At 52.8% G+C, this 19,132-nt stretch carries 23 protein-coding genes; 19 read left to right on the top strand and 4 right to left on the bottom strand.

Annotated elements, in window-relative coordinates:
• The 4 genes from MVG27_RS08325 to MVG27_RS08310 all read right to left on the bottom strand — a co-directional run.
• Positions 1–955, bottom strand: a 955-nt coding sequence (locus tag MVG27_RS08325) for a TIGR04053 family radical SAM/SPASM domain-containing protein (protein WP_297556487.1), incomplete at its 3' end; no start/stop codon positions are given.
• Between the two features lie 99 nt (positions 956–1,054).
• Complete coding sequence (gene cydB / locus MVG27_RS08320) at positions 1,055–2,050, bottom strand: cytochrome d ubiquinol oxidase subunit II (protein WP_297548778.1); 996 nt, start codon at positions 2,048–2,050, stop codon at positions 1,055–1,057.
• Positions 2,050–3,573, bottom strand: a complete 1,524-nt coding sequence (locus MVG27_RS08315) for a cytochrome ubiquinol oxidase subunit I (protein WP_297548776.1) — start codon at positions 3,571–3,573, stop codon at positions 2,050–2,052. The genes cydB and MVG27_RS08315 overlap by 1 nt, the downstream gene beginning before the upstream one ends.
• A gap of 119 nt (positions 3,574–3,692) precedes the next feature.
• The gene (locus MVG27_RS08310) at positions 3,693–3,896 is read right to left on the bottom strand and encodes a hypothetical protein (RefSeq protein ID WP_297548774.1); all 204 of its coding nucleotides are present in this window, start codon (positions 3,894–3,896) and stop codon (positions 3,693–3,695) included.
• A gap of 143 nt (positions 3,897–4,039) precedes the next feature.
• Between MVG27_RS08310 and MVG27_RS08305 the strand changes: the two genes are divergently transcribed.
• The 19 genes from MVG27_RS08305 to MVG27_RS08215 form a co-directional block, all read left to right on the top strand.
• A complete protein-coding gene (locus tag MVG27_RS08305; RefSeq protein WP_297556484.1) occupies positions 4,040–5,188 on the top strand; it encodes an FAD-dependent oxidoreductase in 1,149 nt (382 codons plus the stop codon).
• Between the two features lie 10 nt (positions 5,189–5,198).
• Positions 5,199–5,621 carry a DUF1641 domain-containing protein gene (locus MVG27_RS08300; protein WP_297550283.1) on the top strand — a complete coding sequence of 141 codons (423 nt, stop codon included), beginning with the start codon at positions 5,199–5,201 and terminating at the stop codon, positions 5,619–5,621.
• A 28-nt stretch (positions 5,622–5,649) separates the two neighbouring features.
• Positions 5,650–6,534, top strand: a complete 885-nt coding sequence (hemH, locus tag MVG27_RS08295; RefSeq protein WP_297550285.1) for a ferrochelatase — start codon at positions 5,650–5,652, stop codon at positions 6,532–6,534.
• The gene (locus MVG27_RS08290) at positions 6,524–6,886 is read left to right on the top strand and encodes a hypothetical protein (RefSeq protein WP_297550287.1); all 363 of its coding nucleotides are present in this window, start codon (positions 6,524–6,526) and stop codon (positions 6,884–6,886) included. The genes hemH and MVG27_RS08290 overlap by 11 nt, the downstream gene beginning before the upstream one ends.
• Before the next feature lie 3 nt (positions 6,887–6,889).
• Entirely contained in the window at positions 6,890–7,888 is a 999-nt protein-coding gene (locus MVG27_RS08285) for a DUF3887 domain-containing protein (protein WP_297550289.1), read from the top strand.
• Positions 7,860–8,780: a polyprenyl synthetase family protein gene (locus tag MVG27_RS08280; protein WP_297550291.1), complete on the top strand. Its 921-nt coding sequence runs from the start codon at positions 7,860–7,862 to the stop codon at positions 8,778–8,780. Before MVG27_RS08285 ends, MVG27_RS08280 begins: the two co-directional genes overlap by 29 nt.
• A gap of 118 nt (positions 8,781–8,898) precedes the next feature.
• Positions 8,899–10,386, top strand: a complete 1,488-nt coding sequence (locus MVG27_RS08275) for a hydrogenase 4 subunit D (RefSeq protein ID WP_297550297.1) — start codon at positions 8,899–8,901, stop codon at positions 10,384–10,386.
• Positions 10,383–12,269, top strand: coding sequence for a proton-conducting transporter membrane subunit (locus MVG27_RS08270; RefSeq protein ID WP_297550293.1), 1,887 nt, complete (start codon positions 10,383–10,385; stop codon positions 12,267–12,269). The genes MVG27_RS08275 and MVG27_RS08270 overlap by 4 nt, the downstream gene beginning before the upstream one ends.
• Positions 12,266–12,550, top strand: a complete 285-nt coding sequence (locus MVG27_RS08265) for a monovalent cation/H+ antiporter complex subunit F (RefSeq protein ID WP_042689947.1) — start codon at positions 12,266–12,268, stop codon at positions 12,548–12,550. The genes MVG27_RS08270 and MVG27_RS08265 overlap by 4 nt, the downstream gene beginning before the upstream one ends.
• Positions 12,547–13,005, top strand: coding sequence for a monovalent cation/H(+) antiporter subunit G (mnhG, locus tag MVG27_RS08260; protein WP_297550295.1), 459 nt, complete (start codon positions 12,547–12,549; stop codon positions 13,003–13,005). Before MVG27_RS08265 ends, mnhG begins: the two co-directional genes overlap by 4 nt.
• On the top strand, positions 13,002–13,259 hold the full coding sequence (locus MVG27_RS08255) for a hydrogenase subunit MbhD domain-containing protein (protein WP_297065010.1): 258 nt from the start codon (positions 13,002–13,004) through the stop codon (positions 13,257–13,259). The genes mnhG and MVG27_RS08255 overlap by 4 nt, the downstream gene beginning before the upstream one ends.
• The gene (locus MVG27_RS08250; protein WP_297556482.1) at positions 13,256–14,023 is read left to right on the top strand and encodes a Na(+)/H(+) antiporter subunit B; all 768 of its coding nucleotides are present in this window, start codon (positions 13,256–13,258) and stop codon (positions 14,021–14,023) included. The genes MVG27_RS08255 and MVG27_RS08250 overlap by 4 nt, the downstream gene beginning before the upstream one ends.
• The gene (locus MVG27_RS08245) at positions 14,016–14,402 is read left to right on the top strand and encodes a sodium:proton antiporter (protein ID WP_297467468.1); all 387 of its coding nucleotides are present in this window, start codon (positions 14,016–14,018) and stop codon (positions 14,400–14,402) included. Before MVG27_RS08250 ends, MVG27_RS08245 begins: the two co-directional genes overlap by 8 nt.
• On the top strand, positions 14,399–14,902 hold the full coding sequence (locus MVG27_RS08240) for a Na+/H+ antiporter subunit E (protein WP_297548767.1): 504 nt from the start codon (positions 14,399–14,401) through the stop codon (positions 14,900–14,902). The genes MVG27_RS08245 and MVG27_RS08240 overlap by 4 nt, the downstream gene beginning before the upstream one ends.
• Before the next feature lie 9 nt (positions 14,903–14,911).
• A complete protein-coding gene (locus MVG27_RS08235; RefSeq protein WP_297548765.1) occupies positions 14,912–16,471 on the top strand; it encodes a proton-conducting transporter membrane subunit in 1,560 nt (519 codons plus the stop codon).
• A 45-nt stretch (positions 16,472–16,516) separates the two neighbouring features.
• A complete protein-coding gene (locus tag MVG27_RS08230; protein WP_297548763.1) occupies positions 16,517–17,050 on the top strand; it encodes a DUF998 domain-containing protein in 534 nt (177 codons plus the stop codon).
• On the top strand, positions 17,047–17,508 hold the full coding sequence (locus MVG27_RS08225) for a hypothetical protein (protein WP_297548760.1): 462 nt from the start codon (positions 17,047–17,049) through the stop codon (positions 17,506–17,508). The genes MVG27_RS08230 and MVG27_RS08225 overlap by 4 nt, the downstream gene beginning before the upstream one ends.
• A gap of 1 nt (position 17,509) precedes the next feature.
• On the top strand, positions 17,510–18,586 hold the full coding sequence (locus MVG27_RS08220; protein WP_297548770.1) for an SLC13 family permease: 1,077 nt from the start codon (positions 17,510–17,512) through the stop codon (positions 18,584–18,586).
• A 22-nt stretch (positions 18,587–18,608) separates the two neighbouring features.
• On the top strand, positions 18,609–19,132 hold a 524-nt coding region (locus tag MVG27_RS08215; RefSeq protein WP_297556479.1), incomplete at its 3' end, for a DUF1743 domain-containing protein.

Raw genomic sequence — 19,132 nt, 5'->3', positions numbered from 1 at the left:
GGCTTTTCTCCCTCACGTTGCCAACACTGTAGGGTAAGAAACCACTTGGATAGACGTTTCCGTTGTAGGCGATGAATACTATACCCTTCCCGTCGCGGGTTCCCATCGTCTGTGCTCTTGCCTCTCCACCCTCGCCGAGGAGCTCAACCAGCCTGCGCTTCAGCCGGAAGTAAAGCTCCCCCGGCTTCAGAACCTCGTCAGGGTCGAGGCCCTTCTCCTCCAGGGCCTTTCTCACTATGGCAACTCTCCTGAACATCGGCCCTTCTGTTGTTCTGACGAGGAGATGCTTCGAGGCCTCGTAGAGGAAGTGGGTTACATCTTCCCACTCCTCTGGCCTTAAATCGCTCTCGAAGTTGCCCCTGCCGGTCGGAACGAGGTAGAAGACCTCCCAGATTCCAACGCCCAAATCCTTCAATAGCTTGATCATCTCAGGTAGGCCTTCAAGGGTCTCACGCATGACAACGGTGTTAACCTGAACTGCAACGTCCCGCTTGAGAAACTCCCTTATCGCCCAGACCGTTCTCTCCCACGTCCCTTCGATGCCCCTTATGGAGTCGTGAACTTCCGGGAAGGGACTGTCGAGGCTTATGCTCACAGCCTTAACGCCGTGCTCGACTATTTTATCAATCGTCTCCTCCGTGAGGAGAGGTGTTACAGCCGGAGCGAGGCCGACCCGAATGCCCTTTTCGGTTGCGTAGTCAATGAGGTCGAAGATGTCCTTCCTCATGAGGGGGTCTCCACCGGTTAGAATTAGAATCGGATATGGCCTCCCGAATTTGGTGAGGGAATCGATAAGCTTCTTTCCCTCATCGGTTGTCAGCTCGCCGGGGAGGGCCTGAAGGATGGCCTCCGCCCTGCAGTGCCTGCACTTGAGCTGGCAGGCTTTGGTGGTTTCCCAGAAAACCAGAACTGGCTTTTTATCGTAGGGCCAATGACCAGATTTGCCTCGGTGCATTTCGACCACCGTCTCTTAGGTTACCAAAATGAACTTAGCCTTATCGAATTATAAACTTTTCCCCAAAAAAGTTCGAATATCGAAAGAAGGAAAAAGAACTCAGTAGTAGCCTTCCGCCTCAGTGACCTTACCGCCGAACATCTTGTAGACGTAGAGGGTGTAGACCATTATGATAACCGCTAGTATTACCGATATGCCCAGGACCGCCTGAAGCGTCAGTGGAGACGCGGCGAGCTGTTGTATGCTGAGCCTGAAGTTCGGGTCGATGGTGGATATAATCCAGTACGGATACATGGTGTAGTATATCAGGAACACCACCAGCGGGAAGGCGAGCCAGCTGATGTAGAAGGCCAGTTTCTCGGCGCCCTTCTTGATAAGGTAGCCGTCGAGCAGTCCTGCAATGAGGATTATCAGCGTGAGCCCGAGGCCAAGGGGGGTCATGAGTCTCTCGAACCTGGGCGGTGCCCAGATTTTCATGCCAATCACTGTCAGCAGGAGGAAAACCACCGTGAGGAGCCAGAACTTAAAGGCATAGCCCCTGAGTTCCTCCTGAAGCTTTCCGGTGGTCTTGTAAACTCCCCAGTTGGCCCCGTGCCAGAGCACCGCGAAGAGCACGAAGAGGCCCACTATCAGCGGATATGGCCTGAAGAGCGTCAGGAGTGAGCCGTGGAAGCCCTTTGCGTCAATCGGGATTCCCATGACGAGGTTGCCGACAACTACTCCAATGACGAGGGGAATGAGGGCGCTTACTAAGGCGAACAGCTTGTCCCAGAGTTCCTTGTTCTTGTTCCTGAACTCAAAGCCAACCGCCCTGAATATAAACAGGAACGCCAGCAACCATATCGCCAGATAGAACGTGCTGAAGAGCGTCGCGTAGAGGGCCGGCCACATCGCGAATATCCCAGCGCCCCACGTGATGAACCATACCTCGTTGCCGTCCCAGACCGGTGCGATTGTGTTGATTAACACATCCCTGTCCTTCTGGTTCTTGATGAAGGCCAGTAGCGTCCCTATTCCGAGGTCGAAGCCGTCAAAGGCAAGGTACATCCCAAGGAGGAAAGCTGAGAAATAAAACCAGGCGGTCGCGTAGTCCATCACTGACCACCTCCAGCAACGCTAACAGCCGGAGTTGGCTTTGACGTGACGTCGCCTTCAACCGGCTCCGGTCCTTCCCTGATGAGCTTTTTGATGAAGTGGAGCCAGATGTAGAACAGCACGCTGTACACCACGACAAACGCTATCAGGGTAATCAGAACGCTGGTTGCGGAGATGTTCGGTGAAATTCCTGTGTTCGTTGTTACCATTCCCCAGACCATCCACGGCATTCTTCCTACCTCATGGGTAAACCACCCGGCCTCACCAGCCAGCCATGGAAGCGGAACGGTAACCACGAGCACCTTGAGGAACCATCTGGCATCGTAGAGCTTGCCGAGGAGGAGCAGTAGAACTCCAACGAGGCCTATCAATATGAAGAGCGTTCCCAGACCGACCATAACACGGTAGGCGTAGAACATGAAGGCAACTGGAAGCGCGTCCTCAAGAACCTTGACCATCTTCTCGTTTGCCTGCGGGTCGTTAGGATTAACGCCGTAGGCCTTCATTATGTTGTCGATAACTTGCTTCTTGACCTGTTCGTTGGCGTAGTTCGGGTTGTTTAGAACTTGTTCATACCAGACGTACTTTGCTGCATCGTGCAATCCTAAAACTTTAGCGTTCCAGTCACCGAAGGCCAGCCAGCTGAGGAGCTTTGGAATCTCTATTGCGTACTTCACCTGCTGGTTCTTCTCGTCAACGATTCCGAAGACCACCATCGGTGCTCCTGTCTCCGTTTTGAATAGACCCTCGTCGGCCGCTAACTTAGTCGGCTGGTACTTGGCTATGACCATACCCTCCTCGTGACCTGTTGGGTAAAGCTGGATTATGGAGCTTATTGCGAGGACGATTATACCCAGTGCCAGAGCACTTCTCGCAACCTGAACATGCCTCTTCTTGAGGAGGTAGTAGGCACTAACTGCAACGACTATGTAGGCACCGGTCAGTATTGCAGAGTTTATGGTGTGAGTGTACTGGGAAACGAGAAGCGGGTTAAAGACGGCCTTCATGAAGTCTGTAAGCTCCGCCCTCGGGCCGAGGGGAGTGTCCTTAATTATATACGCCGTAGGTGTCTGTTGCCAGCTGTTGGCTATGAGAATCCAGAGTCCCGAAAGGCTCGAACCGATGAACACGAAGAAAGATGATATCCACGTTATGGCCCTTGGGAGCCTGTCCATGCCGAAGAGCAGGACACCGAGAAACGTTGACTCGAGTGCGAAGGCGAAGAGACCTTCAAGCATCAGCGGCGGGCCGAAGATTGAACCGACGAACATCGAATAGTTGGCCCAGTTGGCGCCGAACTCGAACTCCATAACGATTCCCGTTGGAACGCCAAGGACAAAGAACACTCCAAGCCACTTGCTGAAGAACTTCGCTGCTTTATGCCACTGTTCCTCGTTGGTTATAGCTGCCATAGTCCAGAGCAGGAATACCATAAAGGCCATTCCTATACTCGCGGGCACAAAAACCCAATGATAGCCCGCGGTTAGGGCAAACTGTATCCTTGACAGCAATATCGGGTCCATACCCACTCACCCCTGAGTTCATCTTTCAAACTGAACTTACAGGGAAACAAACTTATAATGTTTTCGGAACTTTGAGTTTCAGTAATGTTTTCCTTAAGCTAAGAACATAAAAGAAAGGGTTAACCTTTTGCTTTCGGACTGTTTGTTGATGGCATTCCGTGCTTATGGAAGACCCATATCATATAGGCAACTCCAAATATCATGCCTGGCACTACCCAGACAACGTTGTGCACTATGAATGCCACGAGAATAAACACAAACGCGAGCACTATTGCCACTAATCCTGCGATAACTTCTTTACCAGTTTCCGCCTGTACAGCCATGGCATCACCCCTTTCGAATTCTGAACTTGGGTCTTATATCTCTTTCGGGCATATCTTTTTCCGAACCGAATAGGTGCGATAATCAAAAGGGTTATATACCCCAAGACGTCACTTAGTTTGATATAAAAGGTGGAGGTGCAGGTATGACAAAGGTTTTGGTTCTCGGCGGAGGAACTGCCGGACTGGTAGCGGCTCGTTATCTGAAGGCCGAAGCTGACAGGCTAAAGCTCGACATTGACGTAACCATGATAACAGCGAGCGAGAGGCACTACATGCCACCCCTCTTCATGGAAGTTGCCCTCGGTTCCGCGGAGGGGCATGAGACGTGGGCGCCGATAAAGAACGCCGAGAAGGTTTACGGCTTTAAGGTTGAGCTGGATAAAGTTACTGAGATTGACCTCGACAACAGGAAGGTGAAAACCGAGAGCGGTAAGGTGTACGATTACGATTACCTAGTCCTTGGTCTTGGCGTTAAGTACGTGTGGGACAAGTATAAGGGACTTGCCGAGTACGGCTATCATAACTACACTCTCGAAGGGGCGCTTAAACTCAGAAAAGCCCTCTCAGAATTCAAGGGTGGCAAGATAGTAATATACGTCCCCGAGGTGCCCCATCGCTGTGGTATATACCCATTCGAGATGAGCCTCAACCTGCGCTCCTACTTCGAACACCGCGGGATTGAGGACGTGGAAATAAAGGTCGTCCACCCCGGGGAGGCCCCGGCAAAAGCTCTGAACAAGACCGTGTCCAAGTTCTTCGAGAGGGAAATGGGGAAAGCTAGAGCGGAGTTCGTTCACCACGACGGTCACGTGGAGATAACGCCGAATAAGGTAGTAACGAAGAACGCCGAGGTTGACTACGACCTTCTCATCAAGGTTCCGCCGATAGCTATTCCTGATATCATGTCGTTCATGGCCGACGATAAAGACCCGCGCTGGGCAAAAGTTAAGGGGCCGGACTTCCGTTATCCGGGCTACGATGAGGTCTACGTTGTCAGTGAGGCGAGTATGCCACCCCTCGGGCTTTTAACCGCTGGAGTTCCCCTCCATAACGCCGCAATAGTTTCCGCGACGAGCATACTGCACCAGATACACGGTGGCTTCCCCGTGGCGGAGTACGCCCCGACCATGTGCCTCGGCCACGGCTACAATACAGGCTTTGCAGGGAACTGCGAGTACAAGTGGAACGGAAGCAAGTACGAGCGCCACTGCTACCTGCTCTTCAAGAGTCCCCTCGTGAGGCTGATGAAGGATTCCTTCTACAGGGGCTGGCTGGACAGTTTGAGGCTGTGAGGTGGTGAAGATGAGCGAACTCAAGCTTACCCCAGAGGAAGTTTCGGCCGTTAAGGAGCTAATAGAGGTTGCCGTTGCCCTGAAAAAGAGCGGAACGCTTGGGATACTCAAGGCCATGACCGAGAACGGCGACAAGCTTCTCGAAACAATAGCCGAGGAAAAGGCCGTTCTTAGGCTGGCAGGCATTGGAAACGCCGCCCTCGAACCGGTTAGGGAAATAGAGCCGGAGGAAGTGGAGGAAATCCAGGTCAACATTGAGGAACTCGTTGGGGCGCTCCTCAAGGCCCTAGCAAGAACTAACCCGAAGGAAGTCCCCAGAGTCGGTATGACCGCTGCTTTGGGCTACCTCCGCGACGAAGATGTGCAAAAGGGACTCGGCTTCCTCCTAACCCTGGCCAAAAACCTCGGGGCAGTTTTGAACGGTAAGCTTTGACCTTTTTCTTCTTTTTGGAGGTGAAAAGTTGAGGATTCTTTTCACCTACATGGGTGCTCCTACGGAGCCAGATGAAATTGAGGACTTCATATTCCGGTTTCTCTATGATATACGGCACCATATAGGACTCGATGTTCCGGGAGCGAGGGCCATAATCAGGGGCATAGCTAAGGCCCGTGCGAGGGAGGTTAGGGGACACTATATGGCCATAGGAGGCAGGAGCCCCCTCGTTAGATACATGGGCGAGATAGCCAGGGCCGTGAGCGAGAAAACCGGGCATGAGATAAGGCTCGGCATGTGCTACTCGAGACCGCTTTTGGAGGAGATGGAATGGGACTTCGATTTGGTCCTCCCGCTCTACCACGTCTACTCAAGCTCGACAACGGAGCGCTGTCTGGTCAAAATAAGGGAACTCTTTGGCGAGAAGCCCTATGTGAGGGAGTGGTGGAATCGGGAGAGCTTTGTCCAGTGGGTTCAGAGGAACATCGAGAACGGTTTGAAAGAGAGTGGCTTTGAGGAGCCTTACCTCATACTCAGCGTCCACAGTTTGCCCAAGAAGGTCATAGACGAAGGCGACCCCTATGAGAGGAGCCACCGGAAGCTCGCTGGGAGAGTAATGAAAGCATTCGACCTGCCCTGGGAGATAGCCTTTCAGAGCAGGTTTGGTAAGGGTGAATGGCTCGGGCCCGGCATTTCAGAGGTTTTGGAGAGGCTAAAATCGGAGGGCATTAAAGAGGTTCTCGTTTACCCCCTCAGCTTCATAGTTGAAAATATTGAGACCCTCTACGAGCTGGATATTGAATACAAGGAGGTCGCCGACAGGCTCGGCCTGAAATACTACCGGGTGAAGCTTAACCACCGCGATCCCCTTTTGATTGATGCAATTGCGGAGGTGATTGAAGATGCCGGTTGACAAAACTGGAAATGTAAAGGGTTTTGAGAGGTTCACCAATGCGTTTATAGCCTACGTTTTTGGCTTTGTGGGTGGCATACCTTTGATACTCATGAAGGACACCGATGAATTTACAAAAATCCACGCGGCCTATTCCAGTGTAGTGGGGTTTTTCTTCTGGATAGCCTTCATGGGCGCATGGCATATGTATCCGGGCTATCCGGAGTTCGGATGGGCCCTCTATGTTCTGGCCCTCTGGTACGTTTACGCTGTTTTCGGGGCCTGGAAAATGGTGAGGGGAGAGCTTTACAGGATTCCGGTGATCGACGGCTTGGCCAAAAAGCTCATTAATGCCCTCGCCTCAGCGGTGTGAGGGATGGAGATGAGAAAGACCATTGTGATTTTCATTGTACTGGCCTTGCTCCTATCTTCAATACCCGTTACTGCCGATGAACTAACTGAGAAGGGCAACGCCTTTATGGGAAAGTTCATTGAGGCCATAAACACGGGTAACTACTCCCTCATAGAGCCATACCTGAGCGAAAAGCTGAAATCCGAGCTCGGCGAGAGAGAATTTGCCCAGCTGAGGGATTTTACAATCGAGAACTACGGAAGGCTACTGTCCTTTAAGTTCGTTAACGAGACCAGGGAAGGCAACCTCGTGAAGCTTGAATACGAAGTTAAGGCTGAAAAGGGGACGTTCCCCGTTGCGCTGACGTATAAAAACGGCGAGCTGGTTGGAATCGGACTTGGAGTCAGGGCGAAGCCAAACCCTGCCGGAATGGTCGCAATGATTCTCGGTGCCCTTTTAGCCCTTGGGTTGTTTTATCTTCTCAAAAAACCCTCCGTTCCCGACTTAGTGTTAGGTTCTGGAATAGCGCTCGGTCTTTCCATCGTTATTCCCTTCTACGGACTGGTGTCCTTAGTAATGTTCTACTCAACCCTTTCAAGGGCTCTCTTCACGGCCGTTTTAACTGCCCTGACCGTTGAGGGGGTCAAGTTCTACTTCTCCCGTGGCAGAGACGGACTTTCACTGGGACTGGGCCTTGGAATTGGCCAGTACGTCCTCCTCTCGATAGGGACCTTCGTGGCGACGAACTTTATAATGCAACTCCCCGTTTCCTTCACGGGGCCAACTTACTGGGCGTTCCTCTTCGCGCTGGCCTTCACGGTTTTCCATTCTGTATCTGCAGGAACGTATTCCCTCAGGGGAAAGCTCACCGATGCAGTTCTCTTCGCAGTGCTGGAAACTCTTGCCCTGTTCTTTGAGGGGAACAATCCCGGCGTCTCGTTGCTGTTCGCGGTTTTGGGAATCTCGATAGGCCTGAAGCTTGGGGGTGTTTTCAATGGAATCCCTGGACGAAAAGCTCATTGAGGCCCTTGAGGGGAGCGTTGAACTTGCCAAAAAAATCGGGGAGTACATTATTAGAAGCGGTGGGAAGAGGATAAGACCTCGCATAGCCCTCGCCGTTTCAAAGGGACTTGGACTCAGCTATGAAGACGCCCTCGACCTTGCCTCGGCCATAGAGCTCATTCACACCGCCAGCCTGGTTCACGATGACGTTATAGATTTGGCCGAAAAGAGAAGGAACAACCCCACTGTGGTCATGCGCTGGGGGCCAGAATTAGCGGTTCTCAGCGGTGATTTCCTCTTCGTGAGGGCTCTGAGAATTATAGCGGGCAAAAGGGTTGAGATGGTTGATTATCTCGCTAAAGTCGTCGAGGACATGGTGAAGGCCGAAATCCTACAGGAAGCCGTAAGGGGAAGCGTCCACCTTGACGTTGAGACATATTACAGAATCATAGACGGAAAGACGGGCAGACTCTTTGGGGCCTCCTTTGGCCTGCCAGCTTATTACCTAGAAAAGCCCTTCTGGAAGGAACTGGATAGGGCCGGAACCCTCGTCGGAAGGGCGTTCCAGATAGTTGACGACGTGCTCGACTACTTTCCGGGAACGGGCAAAGACCGCTTCAAGGATTTGCTCAACGGAAAGACAACGTTGCCCCTAATCCTCTACACCGAACGTTACGGCTCGTCCCTTGTGGAAAAAACCCTCAGAAACCCAACCGAGGAAAACCTTCTGGACCTGTTTGAGAGAATGAGAAAAGCCGGGGTTTTTGAGTCGGCACTCAACACCGCCAGGGACTACGTTAAGGAGGCGCTTGAAGTTGTGGAGGGCCTTCCCTTTGATTCCGGGGAAGTGGTTGGCCTCGTCTCGGAATACTTTGAGGGCATCTTTCAGAAGGTCGAAAAAGTAAACCCCTAACCTATCGGATTTCACAGAAATGGGCATTTGACGGAATGGATTTCGAGAAAGAACGAAAAGCTTTAAAAAGGTTCGTTAGACAAACCTAATGGATTTTCGCCTGCGCGGAGGGGTGACGATGATAGGCCTTCTTGCAACGCTGACCTTCACAGTTCCTCTCATCGGTGGTCTAATCCTCTTTAAGCTCGACGAGAGGAAAGCAGACGTAGTAATGCTTGCCTCCCTGTTAATCGCCCTGATAACTCAGCTGGGGGTCGCGTTCCTCTATCTGACCAACCATGAGGAGCTAATCCACGTAACCTACCTTAGAAGTTCCCAGTTCGGTGAGGTCTATGGGCTAATAATCGACCCCATGAGCGTTCTAATCGGGACGGTTGTGGCCGTTGCAGGTTTCATATTCATGTTCTACGGCGTGGAATACATGAGTGAGCGAAACGTTGGTCACCCCGGTGGGAAGGGCAGGGGGCTCTTCTACGCCTGGATGACGCTCTTTGAGGGAGCTACCCTCGGTTTCATCTACTCCTCAACTTTCCTCGGTCTTCTCATCTTCTTCGAACTTATGGGCCTGGCATGTTGGGGTGTTGTCAGCTATTACAACACCAAAGAGGCGAGGAGGGCGGGCTTCAAGGCCTTCATAATACCGAACGTCGGGGCAATGATAGGCTTCTACTCGGCGATATACATCGGCCTGACCCAGCTCCACGATTTAAGCCTGTTCTCACTCTCGCAGGTTTCCCCCGATGTAAAGCCCTGGCTCTTCATAGCCCTCCTAATAGCCGGCTACACCAAGAGCGCCCAGTTTCCCACTTATTCCTGGATTCCCGATGCCATGGAGGCCCCAACGCCGGCAAGTGCCTTCCTACACGGAGCGGCGATGGTCGAGATGGGTGTTTACCTCGTTGCCAGGGTTCTCCAGTTCATAGGAAGCCTTCCCGTCTGGGTCTTTTATTTCATGGCGGTAATGGTGTCCTTCACGCTCCTGATTCCAATACTCAACTATCCAGTCCAGAAGGACGCGAAAAGGCTTCTGGCCTATTCGACCGTCGCTGAGGCAGGAATAATGTTTTCCGGTTTAACCTATGCGGTTCTGGGCCTGACGGGCAAGGCACCGGGGTTTGATATAGGCCTTAAGGCCGCGATGTTCCAGCTCACTACTCATGCTTTCGTCAAAGGACTTGGATTTCTAACCGCGGGAACCTTCACGTACTCCCTCAGAACGCTCGACCTGAGGAGGATAAGCGGGCTCAGGGAGATTTTGCCTGTAAACGGTCTTGCTTGGACAGTTGCACTTCTGGGACTGGCGGGACTTCCTCCTATGGGAATAGCCTTCAGCAAGGCCGAGCTTATTACAAACCTCAGCCTGATCAGGGTTTCTCCTCTCGCGTGGCTTCCAATCTTGATGGTTCTAACGGATTCTGTGGTGTTCCTCTGGGTCGGCCTCAAGTGGATTATCCGGAACGTCTTTGGAAGGCCAAACGTCGAGAAGGCCTCAACGCACCCCATCATAACCGCTTCCCTCGTGGCTTTAATAGTCCTGACCCTGGTTTCAGCCTACCTGGCCTATCCCCTCGTTGAGGAGATAACCTTTTACGGGGTGATACCATGAGCCTCTACGTCCTCGAGCTGGCCCTTGGACTGCTCTTCACGGCCTCACTCCTGGGTCTGGCCGTCGGTAAGAGGGCCTATTACGTAACGCTGGCCTCTTCCATCGCGCTCTTTGCGAGTGCCATAGATGGCTTAAATGGGCTCTCTGGAGTGATAATACCCTTCCTCCCCACGAGTGTTATGGTGGATTCTCTATCAGCTCTCTTTCTCCTCGTTGTTGCGTTCCTAACATTTGCTCTTTCCCCGTACCTCCTCTCCTACGAGGTCAAGGGCGACGAAAGGTTCCTGGCCATGGCAACCAACATGGCGCTCCTCTCCGCGGTCCTTTTCCTCGTAACGGATAACATTGAAAGGCTAACACTCGCCTATGAGCTCTTTGCAGTCTTTACGGCGGTTATGGTTCTAACCTCCGAAACGAGGGGCTCCAGAAAGGCCACGTGGCGCTATCTGGTACTTACCCAGGTCTTCGGGATAATCCCCCTACTCATCATTACTGGAATAACATACGGGGCCGTTGGCAGTCTGCACCACCTTACCTTTGAGGGCTTGAGAGAGAACCTTGAAAACCTCGCCGTAAGCCCGGGCTTCCTCCTTGCGCTCTTCCTCCTCGCTTCCCTCGTCAGGAGCGGGGCATTTCCGTTCCACGTCTGGGTTCCGAGGGTCTATCGCTCCCTTCCAAGTCCTTTTGTCCCGGTCTTCCTGATTGGGGAGTCTCTGGGAGTTTACCTCCTCCTCAGGGTTTCCCACTTCGTCCTCTCATCTGGGAAGTCCTTTGGCTACACCGTTGCGTTTCTTGGCACGGTTACGGCCTTCGCGACGCTCTATTCCTTCAGGGAGATAAGGCTAAAGCGCAAGTTCGCCTACCACAGCGTTATGGACGTTGGAATAGCCTATTTTGCCCTTGGGAGTTCACTGGTTCTCCAAGGGACGTTCCTCGGGACGATAGCGCTTCTGGGTGCTCTGCTTCACGTCCTTTATCAGATGCTCTATAAAAGCTCCCTCTTCTTCGGCCTTGGAGCCATAGAGCACTACGGCGAAGATCCAAACATATGCTCAATGCGAAAGCTCCTGAGAGGTCATGTGATAGCCCTCCTGATGACCCTCTCCGTGTTTTCAATGGCGGGTATACCTCCGCTCTCTGCCTTCGTCAGCAAGTGGCTGATTTACACTGCCTCTATGGGTAGCGTTGATGTCCTCCTGTGGCTCATGGTTGTTACAATAGCCTTTCTCGGAGTATTCCCTCTCGCCTCCATAATCCAGGTGAGGAGGATAAACAGGCTCATATGCAAGAGGGAAGTTGAGAGAGAAGAAGTTCCCGTTCTAATACGAACTGTTACTGGTATAGTGGCCTTTGTGAGCTTTCTCGTTGCAGTGTTCCCCTTCATACTCCTGCCCTGGCTCATTAAGGCCATAGAAATCCTTGGATACCCGTTGCCAAAGAGCCCGGTGCACCTGTTCTTCGGCGTTTTCTCGTCCTTTGTGGCCCTCGCTGTGTTAATCACATCTGCCTACCTCGGGTGGAAGATTGGAAAGATGCCAACCGAACGCATAAGCGAGTTGCTCCTCATATTCTACAACATGGGTAACATACTCCGCTTCACATCGGATTATCTCCTTTCCCTCGGCAAGAGGTTTTACATCAATCAAGTTTTACCCATAATAAAAGTCGTCCCGAGGCACGAACTTCCACTCATTAAGGACTACGACGATGCCCTCGATTACCCGGTCAGGCACCTCGACGAGGCAATGTTCATGCCCCTAATCAAAGCCTTTCAAAAGCTTGCGGAATGGGGCAGGAGCAGAAACCTCGACATGAACGCCCTCATAGGTGGGTTCGCCATAGCGATGGCCGTCCTTATAGTCCTCCTGGGGGTGTTTGCATGAACGTTGAAAGCGTTTTCCTGAACGTCCTTTACTTCGCGGCGGTTATCTATACTCTGGCCTTCGTTCTATACGGAATAAGGGCCATTAAAGGTCCCACAACAGCTGACATTATCTTGGCTGTGGACTGCCTGTCCTTTGACATGGCGGCCTTCATGGTGATACTGGGAATTTACTTCAAGTCCATAATGCTCGCCAGCGGTGCCATAATCCTCGCCCTCTGGGCTTTTATGCTCGACATCTACTACACCAAGTACGTCCTCTACGGGGAGGTGGAAGTATGATTCTCGAGGACGTAATCTTCATCATAGGCTCAATAGCGATACTCCTTGGGGCAATCTACGACCTCATAGCGGCCATAGGGTTGCTTCGCTTCAACGATTTCTACATGAGAACCCACGCCGCCACAGTCGGAACCGTTGGAGGTGCCGCTTTGCCCGTATTTGGAGCGGGACTCGTTGCCCTCGTCTACCACCCCCTCGGAAGCCAGAGGTTATTCATGGCGGGCATAGCCTTCACCGTCGGAGTTTTAATCCTCCTCATAGCTCCAACCGGAACGCACTCGCTCGTTTCGGCCGTTTACTTTGGAAGGGTCGGCAAAAAGCCCCCGCTGGTAGTTGACCAGCTTGAGGAGGACCTGCCAAAGAGGGAAGACGTTGCTGAACTCGTCCGCGAGCACGAGGAGTTGCCCGGTGAGGAGGAAGAGCCCAAGTTCACCTTCAGGAGGCTGGTGAGATGATTGAGATTCACCTCCTAATCCTTGCAATAGTCGTTTCCTTCGGCTTCGTCTTCAGCTATCTGGCCATGAAGGAGCACGACCTGCTCAAGGCCCTAGCATTGAGCTCGGTTCAGTCCACTTTCTTTGCCCTCGGCTTCTACATACTGGCCGCACCGGACATAGTCCTTGCATACCTCGCGATAGCGGTTGGAGCCTACACAGCGTTGGTAATCCTCGCTATAAGCAAGACCGAGAGATACGAGGTGGGAGAATGAAGCGCGACGTGCTGGTTGCCATCTCGTTCCTGCTGGCGTTCCTCTTTATCGCCTACGCCGTAACGGTCAAAAACGTTCTTGGCCTCGGCGGAGCCGAACTAAGGCCACTCGGTGAGTTCTACCTTAGCCACGCCTTTGCCCACGAGGGCTTAACAAGTCACAGCCCCGAGGTGGTAACGGCAATAGTCTGGAACTACCGTGGCTTCGATACGCTCTTCGAGACCTTCGTGTTCTTTCTGGCAATAATGGGAGCCTTCAGCGTGTTGAGACTCACGAATGAGCAGGAAAAACTTGTGAGAGAGCTTGAAGCGAGGGAACCTCATAGACACATGGACTTAATAACACGGGCCACCACGAAGCTCGTTGTCGTGATGATAGTGGCCATCTCAGCTTCGATAGCACTCCACGGACACCTAACCCCCGGTGGAGGTTTCCAGGGTGGTTCGGCTATGGCAGTCGCTTCACTGCTCCTCTTTGCCGTGTTCAGCAAGTTCACCCTTGAGAGGAAGGGGCTGAACCTCAGCCATACGGTTTCAGCCTACGCACTTGGGCTGGGGCTTATCCTCGCCACGGTCCTCGCTCCGGTGTTCCTCTACGGTGGAAAGGTCCTAGAGATAAACCTCTTACCCGGTGAGACAGGTCTCTTCAACCTCGACGTTGGCGAATACACCGCGGTGACCTTTGGGTTCCTGACGGTTTTCCTGGTCCTCGGTGTCTCGGAGTGGATATTCAAGACCATTCTAAGGGGGGAGGCCGATGATTAGCCTTATTCTCGCCTATATCACGCTGACCCTCTTCGGCATGATACTCCTTGGAATCTATGGCGTGGCAACGCGCTCCAACCTGATTAAGAAGATAATCATGCTCAACGTCATGGGCGACGCGATAAACATGCTTTTTATCCTCATCGGCTACCGTCTCGTCTTCCCCGTCTTTCCCCCAATATACGAGAAGCACATAACCTTTCAGGAGTTCCTCAACAGAGCCGTTGACCCCGTTCCACAGGCCCTCGTCCTGACGGCCATAGTTATTGGAATGGCCATGAACATACTTCTCGCGACGTATGCAATCCAGTTCTACCGCCTCCACGGAACGGTTGATGCCAGGGACATAGCTGAAATCATGGGGGGTGAGAGCGAATGAACCCGCTGAGAAGATTTTCGCCGGCGACTTTCTTCATCGTGCTTGTTACCTATCTGTTCTACACGGGTTCGGCCACAGAATACGACATCGTGACGGGTTCGATAGTCGCGCTTATCGTTTCCTTCATAGTGGGGCACTGGATAGTCAAGGATGAGCTTAAATTCTTCTCCCCCAGGAGGTGGGCCTACGCGGTGTTCTTTGCCCTCCGCTACTTCCTGATTGAAGAGACAAAAACCCACATAGATGTTGCGAAGAGGGTTTTCACGCTCAAGGCGAACCCGGGAATAGTCAGAATCCCGTTGGAGGTGGAAAACGACTACGGGAAGGTCCTGGTGGCGAACTCGATAACGAACACGCCGGGAACGGTCGTTGTTGACATAAGCGACGACGGGAAATGGCTCTACGTCCACTGGATTGACGTTTCAACACTCGACGAGAAGGAAGTGAAAGAGAACGTAGTTGCCTACTTCGAGGACTACGCGAGGAAAATCTTTGACTGAGGTGATAACATGCAGGTCGGAATGGTTCCCGTGATTCCGCTCGGATTTGCCTTCTTCCTGCCCTTTGTGGCATTCCTCACCGGCAGGAGAAGGGGCGTTGTGATAACTTACTCCCTGCTGGCGCTTACTGTCACGTTCCTTGCTGGAATCTGGCTCTTCCGCGAGGCCTACTCAAGCAGAGAGCCACTAGTTTACGCCTTCGGAAACTGGATAGCCCCTATAGGAATAGTCTTTGAGGTGGACAAGTTCTCCGCCATCCTGGTCCTGACGGCGACTTTCGGCTTCCTGCTGGCGGGAATTTACTCGGCGAAGTTCATAAGGACTCATGGCCTCGAATTCTACTACACCTTCCTTCTCGGCCTCGAAGCAGGAACCCTCGGTGCCTTCATGACTGGAGACGCCTTCAACACCTTCGTCATGCTTGAAGTCATAGGCGCGAGCGCCTACGCGATAGTCGGCTTCTACCGCAACAGGAGCGAAGCAATCGAAGGTGCGTTCAAGTACGGCATCAGTGGTGCGGTAGCGACGAGCCTCTACTTCTTGGCTCTCGGCTTCATCTACGCCTCCTTCGGGACCCTCAACATGGCCGACCTGAGCGCGAAGTTCCACGGGATTTCCTTCCCGGTAACTACGAAACTCTTCGGCGACCCAACCCTCGCCCTGGCGATATTCCTTGCGCTAACCCTCTCGATGGCAATAGTCAAGAGCGCGATTTTCCCCGGCCACTACTGGCTCCCAAGTGCCTATTCAGGAGCCCCGATTCCCGTTGGTGCGATACTGAGTAGCTTCGTCGAGGTTGTGGGGATATACCTCCTGGCCAGATACACCTACACGCTCTTCCACGGTCTTCCCTTCTGGAGAACCCTCTCGCTGGTCTTTCTCGTCCTCGGAACGGCGACGGCCTTTCTAGGCTCGATTATGATGCTCGTCCAGAAGAACGTCAAGAGGCTCATCGCTTATTCCACGATACTCCACATGGGCTACCTCTTCATGACACTCGGGGTTGGAACAGGACTGGCCCTCATGGCGATAGACTTCCACATCGTCAACCATGCGATAGCCAAAACGCTCCTGTTCTTCACAGTCGGGGCGTTCGTCTACCGCAGAAAGTCCGTTGATATAGAGGGGCTCGCTGGGGTCGGAAGGGAGATGCCGATAACGACGTTTCTCTTTGCACTGGCGACGCTGAGCCTCGTCGGTGTTCCGCCACTCAACGTATTCTTCAGCAAGATGCTAATCTTCAACGCCCTCCTGCAGATCAGCCCGCTCGTGGCTTCCGTTGTGATAATAACGAGTGCCATAGCGGCGTGGGCCTACTTCCAGCTTTTCATAACCCTCTGGCGCGGAAAGCCCGTTGAGGGACACCACCACGAGCACAGAGAAGTCGAGAGGAGGGAAATCTGGACCTTCGTGGCTGTAAACGCAATTCTCGGAGTCCTCGTTGTGGTCTTCGGCCTCTTCGCTCCGGTGATAATAGACAGGTTCTTCCATCCGGCATCGCTTCAGGCGATGGACTACACCGGATACATCGATGCGGTCAGGAGACTCGCGGAAACGGTGCTCCATTAGATACCTTTTTAGTTCTCTTTTCCAATTCTTCTCCCGGGGGATAAAATGAAAAAACTTGTGTGGGCAGGTTTTGCGGGAGGTCTAACTTACTGGCTCTTCGTTGCATGGAGTATTTCTAGAAACCCCTGGTTTTCCTTCATGAAAAACGCACTGAGTGACCTCGGGGGGCCAAACGCAAACTCGCCCTGGATTTACAACGTGGGTCTCATAGTCTCGTCGGTTTTCATAATGGGCTTCGCCGTATATCTTATCCTAACGTCGAGGAACAGGCTCCAAACCGTTGGAGGGGCCTACATAAGTGTTTCCGCAATTTTTCTGACCCTGATAGGGGTTTTCCATGAAGGAACGAAACCCCACGTCTTTGTGTCCACATACTTTTTCTTCCAGTTCTTTTTGGGGATTCTAATATACGGCCTTGGCTCTGGAAACACCGTCAAGAGGGGGTCCCTTTTACTTTTTGCGCTCGCCGTTGTAGGTGTCCTTGTTAGGTGGCCCTCGACGGCTTTATTGGAGACATATGAAATACTCCTTCTGATGGCCTTTACACTTCTCGTTGCTCTTTGGGGTGATGTGAAATGAGCGCGCCGTTCCCGCCCATAAGGAGGGTTCCCGTTAAAGAGAGCAGGGTGTTAAAGCCGGAGGACGCTGAGAGAGCAATAGAGCTGGTTAGGCAGGCACTACCACTTTTCAGAGCCGGTGACCCCATAGTCCACCCGGACCACGTTGATGTGCCCGTCCTCTACCTTGACTTTGCCATAGACAGGGTTCACTACGACCCCCGGACGGGCACTCCCTCGCCCAAGGGGGCCCCTCCCCATGCCGAACCCTCGCCCGAAGGTGCCAGAGAAAGTGTGGAAAAAGCCCTGAAGGAAGCCGTTGTCCTTAACGGGGCCGAGTTCAGGGAACCAGAGGACTGCTGGATTGTCCCCGTTGCGTGGAAAAGCTTTATAATCCTCCACGTCCGCGTTTCAGCCGATGCAAAGGAGCTTATTCCAGACTACCATCTCACGGAAGAGGTGAGGAGGCACGGCCTATAAGCTGAGGGAGTTCCTAATCAGGGAGTGGTTCCTGACCCTTCTTATGGTGCTTTACGTAGCTCTGGCTGTCATAGATAACTCGCTCCCGAAGAGAACCCCCGGGCTGATAGACTGGGGAAGTTTGAGTCTCATAATGGCGTTGATAATAACTTCAAAGGGACTTGAACTGTCCGGAATATTTGGAAAGCTCGCGCCAAAACTCGTTGAGAAGGCGAACCATTCCGGAAAAAGGCTTCTTTTTCTCCTTCTCCCCACGATAGCCTTTTCCTCGGCGGTGATAATGAACGACACGGCAATGCTGGTTTTCATTCCACTTGTCGTTGCCCTCTCTGAGCTTTCGGGTCTGGATAAGGCGAAGGCTGTGACGCTCTCGGCAATCTCAGCGAACGTCGGCTCGGCCCTAACGCCAATCGGCAACCCTCAGAACATAATAATCTGGCACAGATACAAACTCGGCTTCACGACCTTTACTCTGGGAATGCTTCCCTTCGTTCTCCTCTGGCTTGGGATTCTCATGACCTTCGTTCTCATCTCGCGTGAGGAAAGGTTAACCCTTGAGTCAATCCCTGGAGTGGCCTTCCGGAGGAACCTGTTTCTCCTTTCACTTTTAACCCTCATCACAGACGTTTATCTGGGGGAAACGGGAAAGCATTACCTTGCCCTTCTTATCACGCTGGTTGTTTTCCTCTTGTTTGAAAGGGAAGTCCTTCTAAGCTTTGACTGGGCCCTGGTTCTGACGTTTGCCTTTATCTTTGCGGACTTCAACGAGCTTTCCATCCTCCTCCAGAGTTTAGGACTGTCCTTTCCCAGAGAGGGGGCGCTTTTAATCCTGACCTCCGCGGGTGTAAGCCAATTAATCAGCAACGTCCCCGCGACGGTGGTCTTTCTGAACTCTAATCCGCACTGGCTTCCCCTCGCGGTTGGTGTAAACGCCGGAGGAAACGGGGTTATAGCGGGCTCCATCGCTAACCTCATAGCCCTTCGGATAGCCCGGATTTCGGTGAGGGATTTCCACAGATACTCAGTCCCTTACTTCCTCCTATCCCTTGCGGTGGCCATTGTGGCGTTTGATTTTTAAACTCACGTCCCACTCTTTTACCATGCTCATCCACATCGGCATCGACGACACGGATTCGCCAAACGGCATGTGCACGACCTACCTCGGCGCGCTCCTTTACAGGGAGCTTTCCCGGCTAGCGGAGCCCGTGGATTTGCCCAGACTGATAAGGCTCAACCCGAACATCCCCTACAAAACCCGGGGCAACGGAGCGGTCGCGATGAGCTTCGAGGCGAAGGATGACGTTATCCCGGAAATCAAGGACACCGTTCTCTTCTACGTAAACCAGCTCGCCGACTTCACCCACGAGAACACCAACCCCGGCGTTGCATTCCTTGAGGGAGATATCCCAAGAGAGCTCCGCGAGTTCTCGCTTAAAGCCCTGAGGGAGCACGTTACGATTGAAGAGGCCGAGGAAGTTGCCAGAAGGGTTGGGGCCGAGGTTTTCAAGTTCAAGCTGGGAAGGGGGATAATAGGGGCGCTCGCTTCGATAGGCTACCCACTTGAGAAGTTCACCTACGAGCTTTTAGCTTATCGCGAGCCCGAAAACTTGGGAACGCCGAGAAG

It is taken from the genome of Thermococcus sp. (assembly GCF_027011145.1).
Lineage (GTDB): Archaea > Methanobacteriota_B > Thermococci > Thermococcales > Thermococcaceae > Thermococcus.
The sequence above is the reverse complement of the archived record's forward strand: the minus strand, read 5'-3'. Positions and strand labels throughout refer to the sequence as shown.